The sequence below is a fragment of the Streptomyces plumbidurans genome (assembly GCF_019857225.1).
In the GTDB taxonomy this organism is placed as follows: Bacteria; Actinomycetota; Actinomycetes; order Streptomycetales; family Streptomycetaceae; genus Streptomyces; species Streptomyces plumbidurans.
Genome location: NZ_JAFJSY010000038.1, coordinates 1 through 15917 on the forward strand (window position 1 = coordinate 1; position 15917 = coordinate 15917).

A 15917-nucleotide genomic window follows, 5' to 3' on the forward strand; every position below is an offset into this window, starting at 1 on the left:
GAGAACCGGCATGGCAGCCGGGACCGGTATGGCCGCCGGCACCGGGATGGCCGCCAAGTCCGGTACGGCCGCCAGGAGCGGTACGGCCGCCGGGACCGGCAAGGCCGCCGGCGCCGGCACGGGGCGGCAGACCGGCAAGGGCATGCGCGGAGGAGCTGTCCCCGGTGAACTGTCGATGACGCGCTCCGAGGAGGAGATGCACGTCGGCACCGAGCGCCACGAGAGCGGGCACGCACGGCTGCGCAAGTACGTGGTCACGGAGGAGGAGCAGCACACCGTCCCCGTACGCCACGAGGAGCTGCGCGTGGTGCGCGAGCCGATCACCGACACCGACCGGGTCGGCGACCTGACCGGTGGAACCATCGGCGAGGACGAGATCGAGATCACCCTCCACCGGGAGGAGCCCGTGGTGGAGACCAGGGCCGTGCCCAAGGAACGGGTCCGGCTGTCCACCAACGAGGTCACCGAGGAGGAGACCGTCACCGGGCAGGTCCGCAAGGAACGCGTCGAGGTCGAGGAGACCGACGAGAGCGGCCACCGCCGACCGGGCCGACAGGACACCTGACGGCGGTCCCGCAGGCCCCCACCCCTGTCCCCTGGGCGAGGCGCCCGGAGCGCGAAGAGTGACGCTTCCGCTCCGGGCGTCTCGCGTGCCCGGGGGCGGGTGGACGCACGGGGCGGCTGGGCCGGTTGGGGAGATTCCGTAGGGGGACTGAGGAAGGACAACCGGATGTCTTGACGTGGTCTCCACGGGCCCGTTGGCTCTTTCTTCACCCGTGGCCCGCTTCCCCCCCCACGCCCGGAAGGCACCAGCAAGTGAATGTTCGCACCCCCCGCAGAACCGGCACCGGACTGCGCCGCTTCGGCATACCCATGATCGCCTCCGCCTCGGCGCTGCTGCTCTCCGCGTGCGGCGCCATCGACGCGGTGGGCGGCGGCGACAGCTCCGCGAGCCCGAAGAAGGGGGACGACATCACGGTGGGGCTGCTGCTGCCCGACACGGACACGGCGCGCTTCGAGAAGTTCGACCACCCCCTGATCAAGAAGCGCGTCGCCTCCCTCACCCACGGCAAGGGCAAGGTCAGTTACGCCAACGCCGGGTCGAGCGCGGACCGGCAGGCCCACCAGTTCGCGCAGATGATCTCCGAGAAGGTGGACGTGATCCTGGTGGACGCGGTGGACTCCAAGGCCATCGCGCCCCAGGTCCAGAAGGCCAAGGACGCCGGGATCCCCGTCATCGCCTACGACCGGCTCGCCGAGGGCCCGATCGCCGCCTACGTCTCGCACGACAACGAACTCGTCGGCGAGGTGCAGGGCCGCGCGATCGTCGACGCGCTCGGCGACAAGGCCGAAAGCAGCAAGATCGTCATGATGAACGGCTCGCTCACCGACCCCAACACGGCCAGCTTCCGGCACGGCGCCCTCAGCGAGCTGAAGGGCCGGGTGGTGATCGCCAAGTCGTACTACACCAAGGAGTGGCTGCCCTCGGAAGCCGAGGCCAACATGAAGAAGGCCATCCGGTCCATCGGGATCGGCAACATCGCCGCGGTCTACTCGGCCAACGACGGCATGGCGGGCGCCGTCATCGACGCGCTCAAGAGCGCGGGCGTCGAGAAGATGCCGCCGGTGACCGGGCAGGACGCGGATCTGGCCGCCGTCCAGCGGGTCGTCGCGGGCGAGCAGCGGATGAGCGTGTACAAGTCGTTCCTGCTGGAGGCGACCGGCGCCGCGGACCTGGCGGTGGCCAAGGTGCAGGGCAAGGCCATCGAGTTCGACGCGCTGGCCCAGGACACGGTCGACAGCCCCACCGAGAAGTCGATCCCGGCCCATCTGGTCCCGGTGGTCGCGCTCACCAAGGACAACATCAAGTCCACCGTCATCAAGGACGGCGTCTACACCGTCAAGGACATCTGCACCGCGAAGTACGCGGACGACTGCGCGGCGATCGGTCTGCAGTAGCGGGGGTACGACGGCGGTACAACAGGGGGATGATCCTTCACGTCGTCCCCGCCGCGGAGTGGGAAGCCGACCCGGGGCGGCCCTACGCCCCGGACTCCCTGGCCCGGGAGGGTTTCGTCCACTGCTCCCCCGACGAGCGGACCACGCTCGCCGTCGTCAACGCCTTCTACGGCGACGCCCCCCGCCCCCTGCTCGCCCTGCTGATCGACGAGACCCGTCTCGGTGCGCCGTGCGTCTGGGAGGCGGCGGAGCCCGCGCCCCCGCCGGGAGTTGCCGAGGGCACCCTGTTCCCCCATGTCCTCGGCCCCCTCGACCGCGAGGCCGTCGAGCGCGTCCTGGTCGTGCGCTGGGACGACCAGGGCCGGGCGGCGGGTCTTGCCGGGAGCGCGCGGGGCGGTGGCTGACTACGCTGCTGGAAGGGGGCCCAGCCGCATGTCGTCCCCGTCCCTGCGAGGCACACCATGGTCACGGTTCGCTACATCGTCGACGACGTCGACGCCGCCATCGCCTTCTACTGCGGGCAGCTGGGCTTCCGTGAACTCATGCATCCGGCGCCCGCGTTCGCCATGGTCGTCCGGGACGAGCTGCGGCTCGCGCTGAGCAGGCCCGGGGGCGGACCCGGAGGCGGCGCGGTGCTGCCCGACGGCACGCTGCCCCGGCCCGGCGGCTGGAACCGGATCTCGCTGCAGGTCCCCGACCTCGACGCGGACGTCCGCCGGCTGCGGCAGGCGGGCGTGCCCCTGCGCAGCGAACCGGTCACCGGGGTCGGCGGCCGGCAGGTGATCGTGGACGATCCGTCCGGCAACCCCGTCGAGCTGTTCGAGCCGCTGCTGCCCGAGGCCCGCGAGGAGGCGTCAGGCGGCGGTGCGTGAGCGCCGGTCGGTGGTGCGGGCGCGTGAGCGGTAGACGACGTAGGGGCGTGCCGGGTAGGTCAGCGGCACGGCGAAGGCGTGCACGAGGCTGGTGTAGGGCCACAGGGCGAACAGGGCCAGGGCGAGCAGGGCGTGCAGCTGGTAGACGAGCGGCGCGTGGGCGCTGCTGACCCTCGTCCTGCTGGCCAGGCTCACCGCCACCGCGTCGTCGGTGACGAACCCGTATCGGGTACGTCACCCGGTCGCTGCGGCTGGTCGCCCGGCGCACGGCGGGCACCCGCAGCCGCCGGTACAGCAGCAGGGCGAGACCGCAGACGGCCGCGACGCCCGCCGTGCCGCCCATGGCCAGGGCGACGCCGTGGTACTGCGCCTCGCTGATCCGCAGGTACCGGGTGGCGCCTCGGGCACCAGCAGGCCCATGACATGGCCGCCGATGACGAGGAACAGCGCGTAGTGGAAGAGCGGGCCGCCCACCTTCAGCAGCCGGGACTCGTGCAGCTGGCTGGAGCGGGTGGTGAAGCCGAAGCGGTCGTAGCGGTAGCGCCAGGCGGTGCCGCTGACCAGGACGGCCAGCGCCAGATAGGGCAGCACACCCCACAGCGCGATCCGCAGATGCGTCGTCACAGCCGTACTCCTTCGTCGAGGGTGGCCCGCACCGCGCGGATCACGTCGAGATAGGGGCTGCCGTGTGCGGCGAGACCGGCGGCCAGCAGCGTGAGGGCGCCGCGGTGCTCGTGCAGCACGGCACGCCCGGCGGACGGGCAGCGCGCCGCGAACTCCAGGACGGCGGGCAGATGGTCGGGTAGTTCGCCGTCGCACGGCTCCCAGCCGTACTGCCGGTAGCGGGCCTTGAGCGCGGCGAGCGAGGCGCCCCGGCGACGGGTGTCGCCGTCGGTGTAGTGGGTCAGATGCAGGGTGCGCCTGCCGCTGCGGTCGAAGGTGGCGACATACTGCGCCGCGAGGTCGAGCAGCGGGATCTCCGCGGTACGGCGGCAGAACCGCAGCAGCTCTTCGATGCCCGGGCCCGGCAGCGCACCGATCGACGCCGACACCGTGTCCCGCCGGGCCGGCCAGCTCTGGTCGGGGTAGCTCAGGAGCAGGGAAGCCGCCTGATGGACGGCTCGGTGCTGGTTCATCGCGGCCCTTCGGCCTTCCGTTCGGGCAACAGTCCGCTGGGCCGGCCGCTGCGTTCCAGTTGAGCAGGTTGACCCGGCCACGCAGCGCGTCCGACGCCTTGGCGGCCGCGGCCGCGGGCACCGGCGGGGCGTGGAAGGCGGCCATCGCCTCGTCCGTCCCGTACATTCCGGGACCGCCGTCGTGGTCCAGGCTGCAGCCCGGCCCATCGGCGCCGCCCGCGCCGCCGCCGGCGGCATAGGTGGTGGGAATGACGTACCGCTCCTCGTACAGCAGCTGAGCGGCGGCCAGCGCCGCCGCTCGTTCCGCTTGTCGCCGGGCTCCGCGCCGTCTCACCGTCTCCACTCCCTACGCTCGGCATTCTGCTGCTGCCAGCGTCGGACATGGTGACGTACCGGAGTCGCGCGACTACTGCAAGTTGATCTTCTTTATGCGGAGATTTTCTTGCCCTTTGCAATAGTTGTGCTGGGCACGCGAATCGTGCCGCGGGGGCGCAGGGTGAGGATGCGCTCGGCGTGGTGCTCCTCGTGGTGGTCGATCCGCCGCGCGGTCAGCAGGTCGCGGAGGCTGATGATGCCCTCCACTTCAGGGCGCTCGCCCCGGGTGACGACGAGCAGCCGGGTCACCTCGCGGTGGGCCATGCGGTTGGCCAGGGCCCGCAGCGTCTCGTCGGGGTGCGCGACGACGGGGGCGCAGGCCAGCTCGCCGAGCGGGGTGGCATCGGCGGGGTCGGCGTGCACCAGCGCGCCGCGGGTCACCACGCCCGCGAGGCCGCCGTCGGCGTCGAGCACGGGGTACAGGCGCTGCGCGAGCAGCCGGTCGGCATCGCCGCCGTCGTGCGCCGCCCGGAGCAGCGCGGTGATCTCGCCCGCCGGCTGGTCGGCGCGGAAGGTGACGGCGACGGGGGTCTCCAACTGCCGTACGAGATGCACCTCGAGCGGGTCGACGGAGTACTCGCGGGTCAGATGCAGCCCGCGGCGCGCCAGCTTCTCGGTCAGCACCGAGCGCTTGAGGAGGATCACCGACAGCAGATAGGCGGCGGACGCGGTGATCACCATGGGGATCATGGCGTTGATCTCGTGGGTCAGCTCCAGGCAGAAGACGATGCCGGTGAGCGGGGAGCGCATCACCCCGCCGAGGACGCCCGCGAGCGAGACCAGGGCCCAGAAACCGGGGCTGACGTGCGGGAAGACCAGGGCCTCTGCCGCGCCGAGCGCGCCGCCGACCATGAACATCGGGGCGAGGACACCGCCGGAGGTGCCCGAGCCGAGGGACAGCCCCCAGATGAGGGTCTTCACGACGAGCACGCCGACGATCAGGCCGACGGTGGCGTGGCCGGTGAGGAGGGCGTCGATGACGTCGTAGCCGACGCCGAGCGTGCGCGGTTCGACCAGCCCGCCGACGCCGATGATCGCGCCGCCGATGGCCGGCCACCACATCCAGTGGATACGCAGCCGGGAGAAGAGGTCCTCGGAGAAGTAGACGAGGGCGGTGGCGCCGAGCGCGAGCAGTCCGGCCGCGGCGCCGGCCACGATGCACAGGCCGTACGCGGAGAACGCGATGTGCGCGGGCACGTGCGCGCCGCCGAAGAGCGGGTCGGTGCCGAGCAGCGGGCCGCGCACCAGGGTGGCGGTCACGGCGGCCACGGCCACCGGGAGATAGGAACGGGGCCGCCACTCGAAGAGCAGCAGCTCGACGGCGAGCAGGATCGAGGCGAGCGGGGCGTTGAAGGTCGCGGCCATACCGGCGGCGGAACCGGCGACCAGCAGGGCCTTGCGCTCGTCGGTGGTCACCCGCAGGAACTGCGCGATCAGGGAGCCGACGGCACCGCCGGTCATGATGATCGGCCCCTCCGCGCCGAACGGCCCTCCGGTGCCGATGGATATCGCGGCCGACGCCGGCTTCAGCGCGGCCACTCGCGGCTGCACCCGGCTGCCGCCGACCAGGATCGACTCGATCGCCTCGGGCATCCCGTGCCCGCGGATCTTCTCGGAGCCGTAGCGGGCCATGAGACCGATGACGAGACCGCCCACCACCGGCATCATTAGCAGCAGCCAGCGGTGCGCGGTGTCGGCGGGCGCGGACGAGCCGAACCCGAAGCGCCCCTGGAAGGACAGGTTGGTGATCAGCGCGATCAACTTGAGCAGCCCGGCGGCCACCACGGCCGCGACGGCCCCGATGGGGATGGCGAGCAGGCTGATGACCACGACGCGTGGGGGGACGTGGAAGTCGCCGAGGTGGGGGATTTTTACGGGGCCCAGATGGCGGGTGGGGGATGTGGGGTGCGCGTGGCGCGCGGTGTGCGGGGTCTGCGGGGCTGACGCGGCCGGTGCGGACGGTGCCGGGGGGTGGTCGGCGGCGAGGGCGTCGGCGGGGTCGTCGGCCGGGACGTCGGCGGGGACGGGGGCATGCGTACGGGATCTTGCGGACACAGGGGAGGACATGATGCTCCGGAGGGTGCGGAGGCGGACAGGGCGGATCGCCGTCCCGGCTCCGGGCGGTCGCACGGGTGCCCGGAGCGGTGGGGACGGTGGAGACAGGGGACGGTGGGTGTGCGCGGGCGTCGTTGCCCGTGCGGCACGGGTGGGTGAGGTGAGGTCGGGCGCGAAGGGGGGAGCGGAATCCGGAGGCTGGGGGCGTGGGGGCGGAGTCCGGGGGCGGATCGGGACCCGCGCACAAGGGACGGACGCGCATCGTCGCGCGTCCGCCGCGGGTCGGTCAGCTGTGCAGGGGCGTCACATGGGCGCGGGGCGGGCCGAGCGGACCCGGCCGGAACGCAGGATGCGGATCGTGCGCCCCGCGCACACCCGGCAGGTGTTGTCCGTGAGCGGGGACGGCACCTTCAGGCCGTCCCTGAGGTGGTACTCGACCCTGAGGCGTCCCGCGCCGTCGCGGACATGCCGGATCTCGTACGCTCCCTCCCAGACGTGCCCGCAGCGCAGGCACGCGAAGGAATAGGCTTCGTGTATCGGTTCGGTTTTCATGGTCATCACCTTTGGCGCCGGAGCCTCGCGCCCGCATGGCCCCGGTCTGTCACCACCAATCTATCATTGCACTCTGCAATGGTGACCCCGGGTGACGGGGGCAACCCGGGCCGTCGAGAGTGCAACGGCAGAACGAGGAGTCCATGAACCCACAGGACCAGGTGCCGGACGACGCCGTGCTGGACCGCGAGGCGGAGGACGTCACCCTCGCCGTGATGGCCGCGTCCCGGCTGATCGTCGCCCTCTCCGCCCGCGCCCTCGCCTCGGTCGACGTACCGCTGACACTGCCCCAGCTGCGCTCCCTGGTCGCCCTGCACTCCTGCGGCCCGATCAAGCTCGCCGCCATGGCCGCCACCCTCGGCGTCAGCCCCTCCACGGCCCTGCGCATGGTCGAGCGGCTCGAGGCCCTGACCCTCATCGACCGCCGCATCAACCCCGACAACCGCCGCGAGGTCGTGCTGCGGCTGACCCCGGGGGGCGAGGAACTGGTCGATACCGTGCTCACGCACCGGCGGGCGGAGATCCGCGCCCTGGTCGAGCACCTGCCCGCGCAGCAGCGCACCGCGCTGGTCCCCGCACTCAAGGCCCTGACCGCGGCCGCCGACACCCTCGACCTCGGCCTCGACCCGGCCGACGAGGCGGGCCGCCTGGCCGGTGTGGTCGACGATCCGCTCAACCCCGCGCCGTAGTCCGCGCCTTGCGCCTCCGTTCACCCGCGCCTGACACGATCACCGGGTGTGGCCACGACGGACCGGAAGGGTGCGGTGAGGAGCGGTGCGGGAGCATGAGGCGGACCGGAACGCAGATGTGGGCGTGGGCGTGGGCGTAGGCATGGACGGGGACGGGGACCTGGATCTGGATCTGGACCGGGCGCTGGAGGTGGCGATCGGTCTGGGGGCCTGGGCGTCGGAGGCGATCCGGCGCCCGCGTACCCCGGCCACCGCGACCGACGTACGGGAGAAGGACGGCCCGGCGGACATCGTCACCGACACGGACGAGGCCGTGGAGGCGCACGTTCGCAAGACCCTGCGCCACGCCTTCCCCGGGCACGGGATCGTGGGCGAGGAGTACGGCAGGACGGAGGGCGTCCCGGGTGCCCCGCACTGGGTGATCGACCCGGTCGACGGCACCACCAACTACGCCCACGGCATCGGCTGGTGCTCCTTCTCCCTGGGACTCGCCGCCCCCGACGGAACCCCGCTGCTGGGACTGGTGGCCGACCCGTGGCGAGGCGAGACGTTCACGGCGGTGCGCGGCAGGGGGGCCTTCCTCAACGGCTCCCCCGTACGGGCCGCCGACCACACCACCCTCACCGGCCATGTCTTCATGACCGAATGGGCGGCACACGCGCACTGGCCCGGCATGGACACCCTCCTCACAGACCTCGCCGACCGGCACTGCACGGTCCGCGTCATGGGCTCGACGGCACTCTCCCTGGCCCAGGTGGCGGCAGGCCGCGCCACCGCCGCAGCCATCGGCTCCTTCCACCACGTCGACGGCCTCCCGGCCCTCCTGATCGCAACAGAGGCGGGCGCTGTGGCCCTGCCCGAACTTCCGGCCTACGGCGAGCCGTTGCTCTTGGCAGCACCGGGCGCGGCGGAGGAGGCGGCGGGGCTTTGGCAGAGGCCGCGCGGAACGGACCGCGGCGGCCGCTGATCCGCCGGGCCCGGTCGGCCGTCGGCCGCGCTCTCGGTGCGGGTCTCCAGCGCGCGTAGTACCGCCACCATGTCCTCGTGCCCGTACCCCTGTGCCACGGTCTCGCCGAAGAGGGCGTGGCAGACGTCCAGCAGCGGGGAGGCGAGGCCCGCGCTGCGGGCGGCCTCGGCGATCAGCCGGTTGTTCTTGAGGACGTCCGCGGCGGCTGCCTGAACGGTGAAGTCGCGCGTCAGCAGCTTGGGCCCCTTCATGCGGGAAACGGCGCTCGCCATCGGACCCGCGTCCAGGACGTCCCGGAGCAGCCCCTGGTCCAGCCCGTGCCGGCCGGCGAAGTGGAACGCCTCGGTCAACCCGGTGACCTGAGTGATCAGAAACAGGTTCACGGCGAGCTTCATCACCAGCGCGTCAGGAACGGGCCCGCAGCGGAACGTCTCCCGGCACATCGGGCCGAGCAGGGGCCGTACGGCCGCCACGGCGTCGTCGTCACCGGCCAGCATCGCCACCAACTCCCCCTGCTCCGCGGGGACTCGGGAGCCGGAGACCGGGGCCTCGACATACCGTCCGCCCGCTCCCCGGACGGCGTCGTGGAGGCCGCGGGAGTATTCCGGAGCGGTCGTACCCATGTGCACGACGGTGCGTCCCGCGACGAGGGCGGCGAAATTTGGGGTGCCTCGGCCCAGGACCGCGTCGACCGCGTTCTCGTCGGCCAGCATGAGGATCACGGTGCCGGCCCGCTCGAAGACCTCGGCCGGTCCCGCCGCGACCTCCGCTCCGGCGGCACGCAGGGGTGCGCACCGCTCCGGAGTGCGGTTCCACACCACGAGGGGCGTCCCGGCGCGCACGAGATTGAGGGCCATGGGTTGCCCCATGACGCCGAGCCCGATGAACCCCAACGACATGCCGCACCGCCGTTCACTGACATCGCCACCGATAGCGCCTATGACAGCGGTCATAGTAGCCGCCGCTATGACAGCGGTCATAGAGTGCGCATCGGAGAGCTTGAGCTCTGCTCGAAACCGCGCCCGGAGGCGAAGGCAGGTGGGGAGATGGCAGCGGAAGAGACGTCCGACGGGTCGCCCTCGGAGACCTCGGAGCCCTCGGAGACCTCGGAGACCTCGGACGAGGCGCCCGACCGCGGCCCGCGCGAGCGCATGGTCTTCAGCGCGGCGCAGCTGATCCGGCGCGGCGGGGTCGCCGCCACCGGCATGCGTGACGTCGCGGTGCACGCGCAGGCGCCTCGAGGCTCGCTCCAGCACTACTTCCCGGGCGGCAAGGAACAGCTGGTCAACGAGGCGGTGGGCTGGGCGGGCCGGTACGCGGGCAACCGTGTCGCCCGCTTCCTCGCCGCCCTCCCCGAGCCGACCCCCGCCGGACTGTTCGCCGAGATGGTCCGCCAGTGGACCGACGAGTACGAGTCGACCGGCTTCGCCGCCGGCTGCCCGGTGGCCGCCGCGACCGTGGACTGCGCGGAGTCCACCGCCTCCACCCGCCAGGCCGTCGCCGCCGCCTTCACCGCCTGGACCGGCCCGGTGGCCCGCGCCCTGGCCGGCATGGGCGTACCGCACGAACGCACCGAGCCCCTCGCCACCCTCATGATCAGCTCCCTGGAGGGAGCCATCCTCATCGCCCGCGCCGAAGAGGACGTACGAGCCCTGACGACCGTGGCCCGCGAGCTCGCCCCTCTCCTCGACGCGGCCGTGACCGTATCCCGCGGGCCCGCCGGCGAGCTGCCCGCGAAAGGCGCCGACTAAGATCCGGTCCATGGCGCTGACGACGGACGCGGTGGACCGGTTCGAGGCATCCAGGCCCCGTCTGGAGGCCATCGCCTACCGCCTTCTCGGCTCCGCGAGCGAGGCCGAGGACGCCGTGCAGGAGACGTATCTGCGCTGGCAGGCCGCCGATGTCGACCGGATCGAGGTCCCCGAGGCATGGCTGACGAAGGTGCTCACCAATCTGTGCCTCAACCAGCTCACCTCGGCCCGCGCCCGGCGTGAGACCTACGTCGGGCAGTGGCTCCCGGAACCGCTGCTCGCCGGAGACCCCATGCTCGGCCCCGCCGACACCGTCGAACAGCGCGAGTCGGTCTCGTACGCGGTCCTGGTCCTGCTGGAGCGCCTGACCCCCAACGAGCGTGCGGTCTACGTCCTGCGCGAGGCCTTCGCCTACCCGCACCGCGAGATCGCCGAGATCCTCGACATCACCGAGGCCGCCGCCCAGCAGATCCACCACCGGGCCAAGAAGCATGTCGCGCAGGGCAGGGCCCGTACCGAGGTCGACGAGGCCGCCGCCCGGCGGATCGTCGAGGAGTTCCTCGCGGCCGCCACCAGCGGACGCACCGAACCGCTCGTACGGCTGCTCACCCAGGACGCCGTCTCGGTCGGCGACGGTGGCGGCAAGATCCCGGCCCGCGCCAAGGTGGTCGAGGGCGCCGTCGCGGTCGCGAAGTTCCTGCGGGGCCTGTTCGCACCGGGCAAGGCCAAGCGCGACCTGACCGGCGGTTCGCCCGACATCCACATCGCGAGCGCCAACGGCGGCCCCGCCGTCGTGGCGGTCCTCGACGGCCGGGTCGTCGGCGTCATGTGCCTGGAGATCACCGACGAGGGCATCGCCGCGTCCCGCAACCAGGTCAACCCCGACAAGCTCGAACGCGCGACCAGGCGCTGGGCGGCCACCGACCACGACGCCCCCGTCTTCCAGGCCTTCTGAGACCCACGACCACCCCGCCTCCCGCTCTCTTCCGTTCCTCTGTGAGACGCATCACACCTCACCCCTGTCAGAAAACGGCGGCCCGCCCGGTTCAAGGCGCGAACCCGCTGAAGAACATGCAGACAGGAGCAGGGAAATGCCGCACACGCAGCACGGGCCGAACATGCCGCACCGCATCGTCGTCCTGGGAGCCGGCTACTCCGGAGCCGTCGCCGCCGGTCGCCTCGCCAGGCGGCTGTCCCGCGAGGACGTCGCCATCACCCTCGTCAACGCCGAGCCCGACTTCGTCGAACGCGTCCGGATGCACCAGCTCGCGACCGGTCAGGACCTCACGCCCCGGCCCCTGGCCGAGATGTTCGCGGACACCGGCGTGGAACTGCGACTGGCGAAGGTCACGGCAGTGGACGTGGACAGCAAAAAGGTCACCGTCCTGGACGCCGCCGAGGGCACGAATGCCACAGGTGCCACAGATATCGCAAGTGCCACAGGTACCGCAGGTGCCACAGATGTCCCCGAGACGACGCTGGAGTACGACACCCTCGTCTACGCCCTCGGCAGCGGCTGGACCGACCAGGGCGTCCCCGGCGCCACCGAGCACGCCCACCACATCGCGAGCCGCCCCGGAGCGCTCCGGCTGCGCGAGCGCCTCGCCGGGCTGGCGGCCGGGCAGTCCGTGCTCGTGGTCGGCGGCGGCCTGACCGGCGTGGAGGCCGCGACCGAGTTCGCCGAGGCCCGACCCGACCTCGATGTCGCGCTCGTAGCAGACGCCGACCTGGGCCACTGGCTGTCGCCGAAGGGCCGGCGCCACCTGCGCGAGGTCGCGGGCAGGCTCGGCCTCACGGTGCACGAGAACACGACCGTCACCGCCGTGGCGGCGGACCATGTCACCACCGCGGCCGGGGACCGCATCCCCGCGGCCGTCACGGTGTGGACCACCGGCTTCGCCACCCACCCCATCGCGCGCGCCACGACCCTGGAGGTGGCCGCCACCGGCCAGATCGTCGTCGACGGGACCATGCGCTCGGTCTCGCACCCGGACGTGTACGCCGTCGGCGACGCCGCCATGGCGATGGGCCCCGGCGACAAGCCGCTGCGTATGTCCTGCGCCAGCGGCATGCCCATGGCGTGGCAGGCCGCCGACAGCATCGCGGCCCGCCTGACCGGCACAAAGCTCCCGAGGACGCCGCTGCGCTACTTCAACCAGTGCATCTCACTGGGCCGCAAGGAGGGCCTGATCCAGTACGTCACCGCCGACGACCGCTCCGTACGGGCGGCCCTGACCGGTCGTACCGCCGCCCTCTACAAGGAACTTGTCTGCAAGGGAGCGGCCTGGGCCGTCGCCAACCCGTTGCTCGGCCTCCCGGCCCGGCGCCGCCGCATCACACCGGCCACCGCCCCAACTCCCGCCCCCTCGGCCGCATGAGAAGAACCACCGGCTGAAGGTGTCGCGTTCATGGTCCGCGCGTAGGGTGGGCGCGGTACTTCCTGACCGCATTCTCACCGAAATGGTCGGTTCCGCGTGCCCCCGGACTCCGCGTCGCCGGGGCACGCCCGAACGACCCGTACGAGCGGAGAATCAGCGATGGGCACTGTCACCACCGACGACGGCACCACCATCTTCTACAAGGACTGGGGTCCACGGGACGGCCGGCCGATCGTCTTCCACCACGGATGGCCACTGAGCGCCGACGACTGGGACAACCAGATGTTGTTCTTCCTCGCGCACGGCTACCGCGTCATCGCCCACGACCGCCGGGGACACGGACGCTCCGACCAGAGCCCCACCGGCCACGACATGGACACCTACAGCGCCGACGTCATGGCGCTCACGGACGCGCTGGACCTCCACGACGCCGTCCACATCGGCCACTCCACGGGCGGCGGAGAGGTCGCCCGCTACGTCGCCCGCGCCAAGCCCGGCCGGGTCGCGAAGGCGGTGCTCGTGGGCGCCGTACCGCCGGTCATGGTCAAGTCGGACACCAACCCGGGCGGCCTGCCCATCGAGACCTTCGACGGCTTCCGCGAGGCCCTCGCCGCCAACCGCGCGCAGTTCTACATCGAGGTACCCTCGGGCCCGTTCTACGGCTTCAACCGCCCCGGCGCGCAGGTCTCCCAGGGGCTGATCGACAACTGGTGGCGCCAGGGCATGATGGGCGCGGCCAACGCCCACTACGAATGCATCAAGGCCTTCTCCGAGACCGACTTCACCGAGGACCTCCAGCAGATCGACGTCCCCGTCCTGGTCGCCCACGGCACCGACGACCAGATCGTCCCCTACGACGACTCGGCCCCACTGACAGCCCAACACCTCAAGAACGGCACCCTCAAGTCGTACGAGGGCCTGCCGCACGGCATGCTGGCGACGCATCCGGAGATCCTGAACCCGGACATTCTTGCGTTCTTGCAGTCCTGAGGGCCCGTCGGGCCTCCCGACCGCGAGGCTGCGCCTGCCTCGGCGGAGGCGGGCGTAGCCTCGAAGGTACCGAGGGCTTCTCGTGTGCCGGTGCATGTGCCGAGTGCCGTTCTCGGCGAACGACGACGCCGGGCCGGACCCCGTCCGGACCCGGGGCAGGGGCCGCCTCATGACAGCGCACATGCCGCCCCGCCCGGCGACCGCCCGTCCCAGGACGCTTCCCAAGACGCCTCGCAGGACACCGCCCGGGACACCGTGCCCGCCGCGGACCAGGCAGGGGCCGTCACCAGACAGGGGCGAGCTCGTACGGCCCCTGACCCGGCGTCAGATCGACGACCGGATGGAGGAACTGGGCGAGCTGTACGCGCACACGTCGACGAGCGGGCCGGACGAGCCGGAGTACCGGGACGCGTTGGACCGGTCCGGGGCCGCAGCTTTCCGGCGACGCCTCGCGGGCCATATGCGGCGGCCGGGATTCGAGCTGCTCGTCGCGGAGGCCGTCCGGCCCACGGGCACCCCTGTCCTCACGGCATGCGCCTACGGCTTCCCCGTGCGCCTCAACGACCCCTGGTGGCCGGACCTCGACGGCTGTCTCCCGGAGACCCTGTTCCACGCTGCCGTCTCGGGCAAGCTCTTCGCGATCGGCGACGTACTCGTGGAGCGCCGGGTGCGCACCCAGAACCTGACCCGCGAGTGGAACCTCGCCCGGCGCCTGCAGAAGCGGCTGCTGGCAGACCACATCGGCGCAACCGGCGTCACCCTGGTCGACCGCCGTGACGTGGACACCTACAGCGCCCTGCTGGCCTGGGGCTGGCACTGTCCGCCGGCCGAGGACGGCGGTGCGTCCCGCTTCGCTCCCCGCCGCCTCCTGGTGCTCCGCTGAGGAGGGGGACTGCGCGATCAGGTGCTGGTGTCGATGAGAATCTGCACGGCCTGCTTGGGATTACCGGTGCTGACCGCTTCTGCCATCGCGGCCCGCGCCGCGTCGACAGGCGTGTCCGGCGGTACGACGAGCAGGGAGAAGTAGTCCTGGTCCCCCCGGGTCACGAGCGCGGTGTCGTCGCCCACGGAGAAGCCGTCGATGTGCACGACGTGCTCGTCGACGGTCACCCGCGTCGGCATCTCGTCCCACGCCCCGGAGTCCAGGCCGATTCGGGTCACCGGCCCGAGGCGCTCGGTCAACGCGCTGATCAGCCCGGGTAGTTCGGTCGCGAGATGCCTCGTACGAGGCCACCACGCGCCGTCGAGTATGCCCTGGCGGTCCTGGGTGGTGGTGAGCCGCAGAAGAGCCGTCCCGGGACGGGCCGACGCGTGCACGCCCTCCGCCAGGAGCCCGTCGGCATGCGGGCTGGGAGTGTCCGGCATCGCGCTCACCTGCCTTTTCACGGAGGCCGAGCGGGGGCCGGAAGGAAAGGGGTCCGCGTCCTGGCTCCCGTACCGTTCACGCTACTCCTGCCGCCCTCGGGCGCGATCGCCTACGGCGGCGGTCATGAGCGGCCCGGCCTCCTCCGCAGTGGTGTCGGGCGGCACGACCAGCAGGTCCCAGCGGCCGTGTCCGGGGGCGAGCAGTACGACGGTGTCCGGCGCATGCGGCGCGACGGCCCTACGCAGCCGTACGACCTGGTTGCACACGAACATCCGCCCCGGCGCGGCGACCCACGCCGCCGAGTTCACCGTGACACTGGCGATATGCCCCCAGGCCCGCGGCAGCGCCGCCAGCAACGAGGGCAGCTCCGCCAGAAGATCGTAGGAATGCGGCCACCACACGCCGTCCAGGCGCTGGGGCAGGGCGCTGTGGGGCGCAAGGCGCAGCCGGAGAAGGGGGTGGGCGGGCGGTGCGGGAGGGCCGGTGATGATCATGTCTGTCCTGGGGTTGGTGATCGCGAAGGCTGAGTGCGGTGGCCGCCTGCTCAGCAGCGGGGATGTACCGGCGAGTACGGGCGAGTACGGGCGAGTACCGGCGAAAAAGCCGTACTCACCGCCCTGCGGCAAACGTCAGCCCGTGCCGCGTCCGGATCGAGAGCGTCGAGGACGCCGAGGAGGCCGAGGGCGTCGAGGGCGTCGAGGACGGACAGCCAAACCTGTCATGACGCGGCACCTGTCCCGGGCATCGATCCACCCCGGTGTCGTCACACCCCGGGAGCGAAACCGGCCCGATCACCGGCATACGAAGGGCCCTCGGTTCTTTCACCA

Annotated in this window: 19 protein-coding genes; 11 read left to right on the top strand and 8 right to left on the bottom strand. The window is 72.0% G+C overall.

Annotated features, from left to right (window positions below):
• From JYK17_RS23525 to JYK17_RS23540, 4 genes are all read left to right on the top strand, one after another.
• On the top strand, nucleotides 1-565 hold a 565-nt coding region (locus tag JYK17_RS23525), incomplete at its 5' end, for a YsnF/AvaK domain-containing protein (RefSeq protein ID WP_222811134.1).
• 308 nt (nucleotides 566-873) lie between these two features.
• Nucleotides 874-1959, top strand: coding sequence for a sugar ABC transporter substrate-binding protein (locus JYK17_RS23530; protein WP_108010624.1), 1086 nt, complete (start codon nucleotides 874-876; stop codon nucleotides 1957-1959).
• Between the two features lie 29 nt (nucleotides 1960-1988).
• On the top strand, nucleotides 1989-2363 hold the full coding sequence (locus JYK17_RS23535) for a DUF952 domain-containing protein (RefSeq protein WP_108010626.1): 375 nt from the start codon (nucleotides 1989-1991) through the stop codon (nucleotides 2361-2363).
• 57 nt (nucleotides 2364-2420) lie between these two features.
• Nucleotides 2421-2831 (top strand): VOC family protein, encoded by a 411-nt coding sequence (locus JYK17_RS23540; protein ID WP_128802447.1) that lies wholly within the window; start codon nucleotides 2421-2423, stop codon nucleotides 2829-2831.
• Here JYK17_RS23540 and JYK17_RS41415 read toward each other — a convergent pair.
• From JYK17_RS41415 to JYK17_RS23560, 5 genes are all read right to left on the bottom strand, one after another.
• On the bottom strand, nucleotides 2716-3174 hold the full coding sequence (locus JYK17_RS41415; protein WP_504739978.1) for a respiratory nitrate reductase subunit gamma: 459 nt from the start codon (nucleotides 3172-3174) through the stop codon (nucleotides 2716-2718). The genes JYK17_RS23540 and JYK17_RS41415 overlap by 116 nt on opposite strands.
• Complete coding sequence (locus JYK17_RS41245) at nucleotides 3066-3455, bottom strand: respiratory nitrate reductase subunit gamma (protein WP_504739977.1); 390 nt, start codon at nucleotides 3453-3455, stop codon at nucleotides 3066-3068. Before JYK17_RS41245 ends, JYK17_RS41415 begins: the two co-directional genes overlap by 109 nt.
• Nucleotides 3452-3967: a nitrate reductase molybdenum cofactor assembly chaperone gene (gene narJ, locus JYK17_RS23550; protein ID WP_128802448.1), complete on the bottom strand. Its 516-nt coding sequence runs from the start codon at nucleotides 3965-3967 to the stop codon at nucleotides 3452-3454. The genes JYK17_RS41245 and narJ overlap by 4 nt, the downstream gene beginning before the upstream one ends.
• A gap of 426 nt (nucleotides 3968-4393) precedes the next feature.
• The gene (locus JYK17_RS23555) at nucleotides 4394-6409 is read right to left on the bottom strand and encodes a chloride channel protein (RefSeq protein ID WP_108010628.1); all 2016 of its coding nucleotides are present in this window, start codon (nucleotides 6407-6409) and stop codon (nucleotides 4394-4396) included.
• Nucleotides 6410-6700: 291 nt separating this feature from the next.
• Nucleotides 6701-6949, bottom strand: a complete 249-nt coding sequence (locus JYK17_RS23560) for a hypothetical protein (RefSeq protein WP_108010630.1) — start codon at nucleotides 6947-6949, stop codon at nucleotides 6701-6703.
• Nucleotides 6950-7092: 143 nt separating this feature from the next.
• On the opposite strand from JYK17_RS23560, the gene JYK17_RS23565 reads away from it, so the two are divergent.
• Entirely contained in the window at nucleotides 7093-7638 is a 546-nt protein-coding gene (locus JYK17_RS23565) for a MarR family winged helix-turn-helix transcriptional regulator (protein WP_108010632.1), read from the top strand.
• Between the two features lie 142 nt (nucleotides 7639-7780).
• Nucleotides 7781-8605 (top strand): inositol monophosphatase family protein, encoded by an 825-nt coding sequence (locus JYK17_RS23570; RefSeq protein ID WP_108011095.1) that lies wholly within the window; start codon nucleotides 7781-7783, stop codon nucleotides 8603-8605.
• Here JYK17_RS23570 and JYK17_RS23575 read toward each other — a convergent pair.
• Entirely contained in the window at nucleotides 8509-9504 is a 996-nt protein-coding gene (locus tag JYK17_RS23575; RefSeq protein WP_128802450.1) for an NAD(P)-dependent oxidoreductase, read from the bottom strand. The genes JYK17_RS23570 and JYK17_RS23575 overlap by 97 nt on opposite strands.
• 252 nt (nucleotides 9505-9756) lie before the next feature.
• On the opposite strand from JYK17_RS23575, the gene JYK17_RS23580 reads away from it, so the two are divergent.
• The 5 genes from JYK17_RS23580 (at nucleotide 9757) to JYK17_RS23600 (ending at nucleotide 14607) form a co-directional block, all read left to right on the top strand.
• Entirely contained in the window at nucleotides 9757-10356 is a 600-nt protein-coding gene (locus JYK17_RS23580) for an LmrA/YxaF family transcription factor (RefSeq protein WP_222811147.1), read from the top strand.
• A 10-nt stretch (nucleotides 10357-10366) separates the two neighbouring features.
• On the top strand, nucleotides 10367-11311 hold the full coding sequence (locus JYK17_RS23585) for an RNA polymerase sigma-70 factor (RefSeq protein ID WP_128802451.1): 945 nt from the start codon (nucleotides 10367-10369) through the stop codon (nucleotides 11309-11311).
• Between the two features lie 163 nt (nucleotides 11312-11474).
• Nucleotides 11475-12734, top strand: coding sequence for an NAD(P)/FAD-dependent oxidoreductase (locus JYK17_RS23590; RefSeq protein WP_128804476.1), 1260 nt, complete (start codon nucleotides 11475-11477; stop codon nucleotides 12732-12734).
• Between the two features lie 159 nt (nucleotides 12735-12893).
• Nucleotides 12894-13724 carry an alpha/beta fold hydrolase gene (locus JYK17_RS23595; RefSeq protein ID WP_108010638.1) on the top strand — a complete coding sequence of 277 codons (831 nt, stop codon included), beginning with the start codon at nucleotides 12894-12896 and terminating at the stop codon, nucleotides 13722-13724.
• 340 nt (nucleotides 13725-14064) lie between these two features.
• Nucleotides 14065-14607, top strand: coding sequence for a hypothetical protein (locus JYK17_RS23600; protein ID WP_108010640.1), 543 nt, complete (start codon nucleotides 14065-14067; stop codon nucleotides 14605-14607).
• Between the two features lie 17 nt (nucleotides 14608-14624).
• Here JYK17_RS23600 and JYK17_RS23605 read toward each other — a convergent pair whose 3' ends face one another.
• Together JYK17_RS23605 and JYK17_RS23610 are read right to left on the bottom strand one after the other, a co-directional pair.
• Entirely contained in the window at nucleotides 14625-15089 is a 465-nt protein-coding gene (locus tag JYK17_RS23605; RefSeq protein ID WP_108010642.1) for a DUF5994 family protein, read from the bottom strand.
• An 81-nt stretch (nucleotides 15090-15170) separates the two neighbouring features.
• On the bottom strand, nucleotides 15171-15584 hold the full coding sequence (locus tag JYK17_RS23610) for a DUF5994 family protein (protein ID WP_222811135.1): 414 nt from the start codon (nucleotides 15582-15584) through the stop codon (nucleotides 15171-15173).
• Nucleotides 15585-15917: the final 333 nt, after the last annotated feature.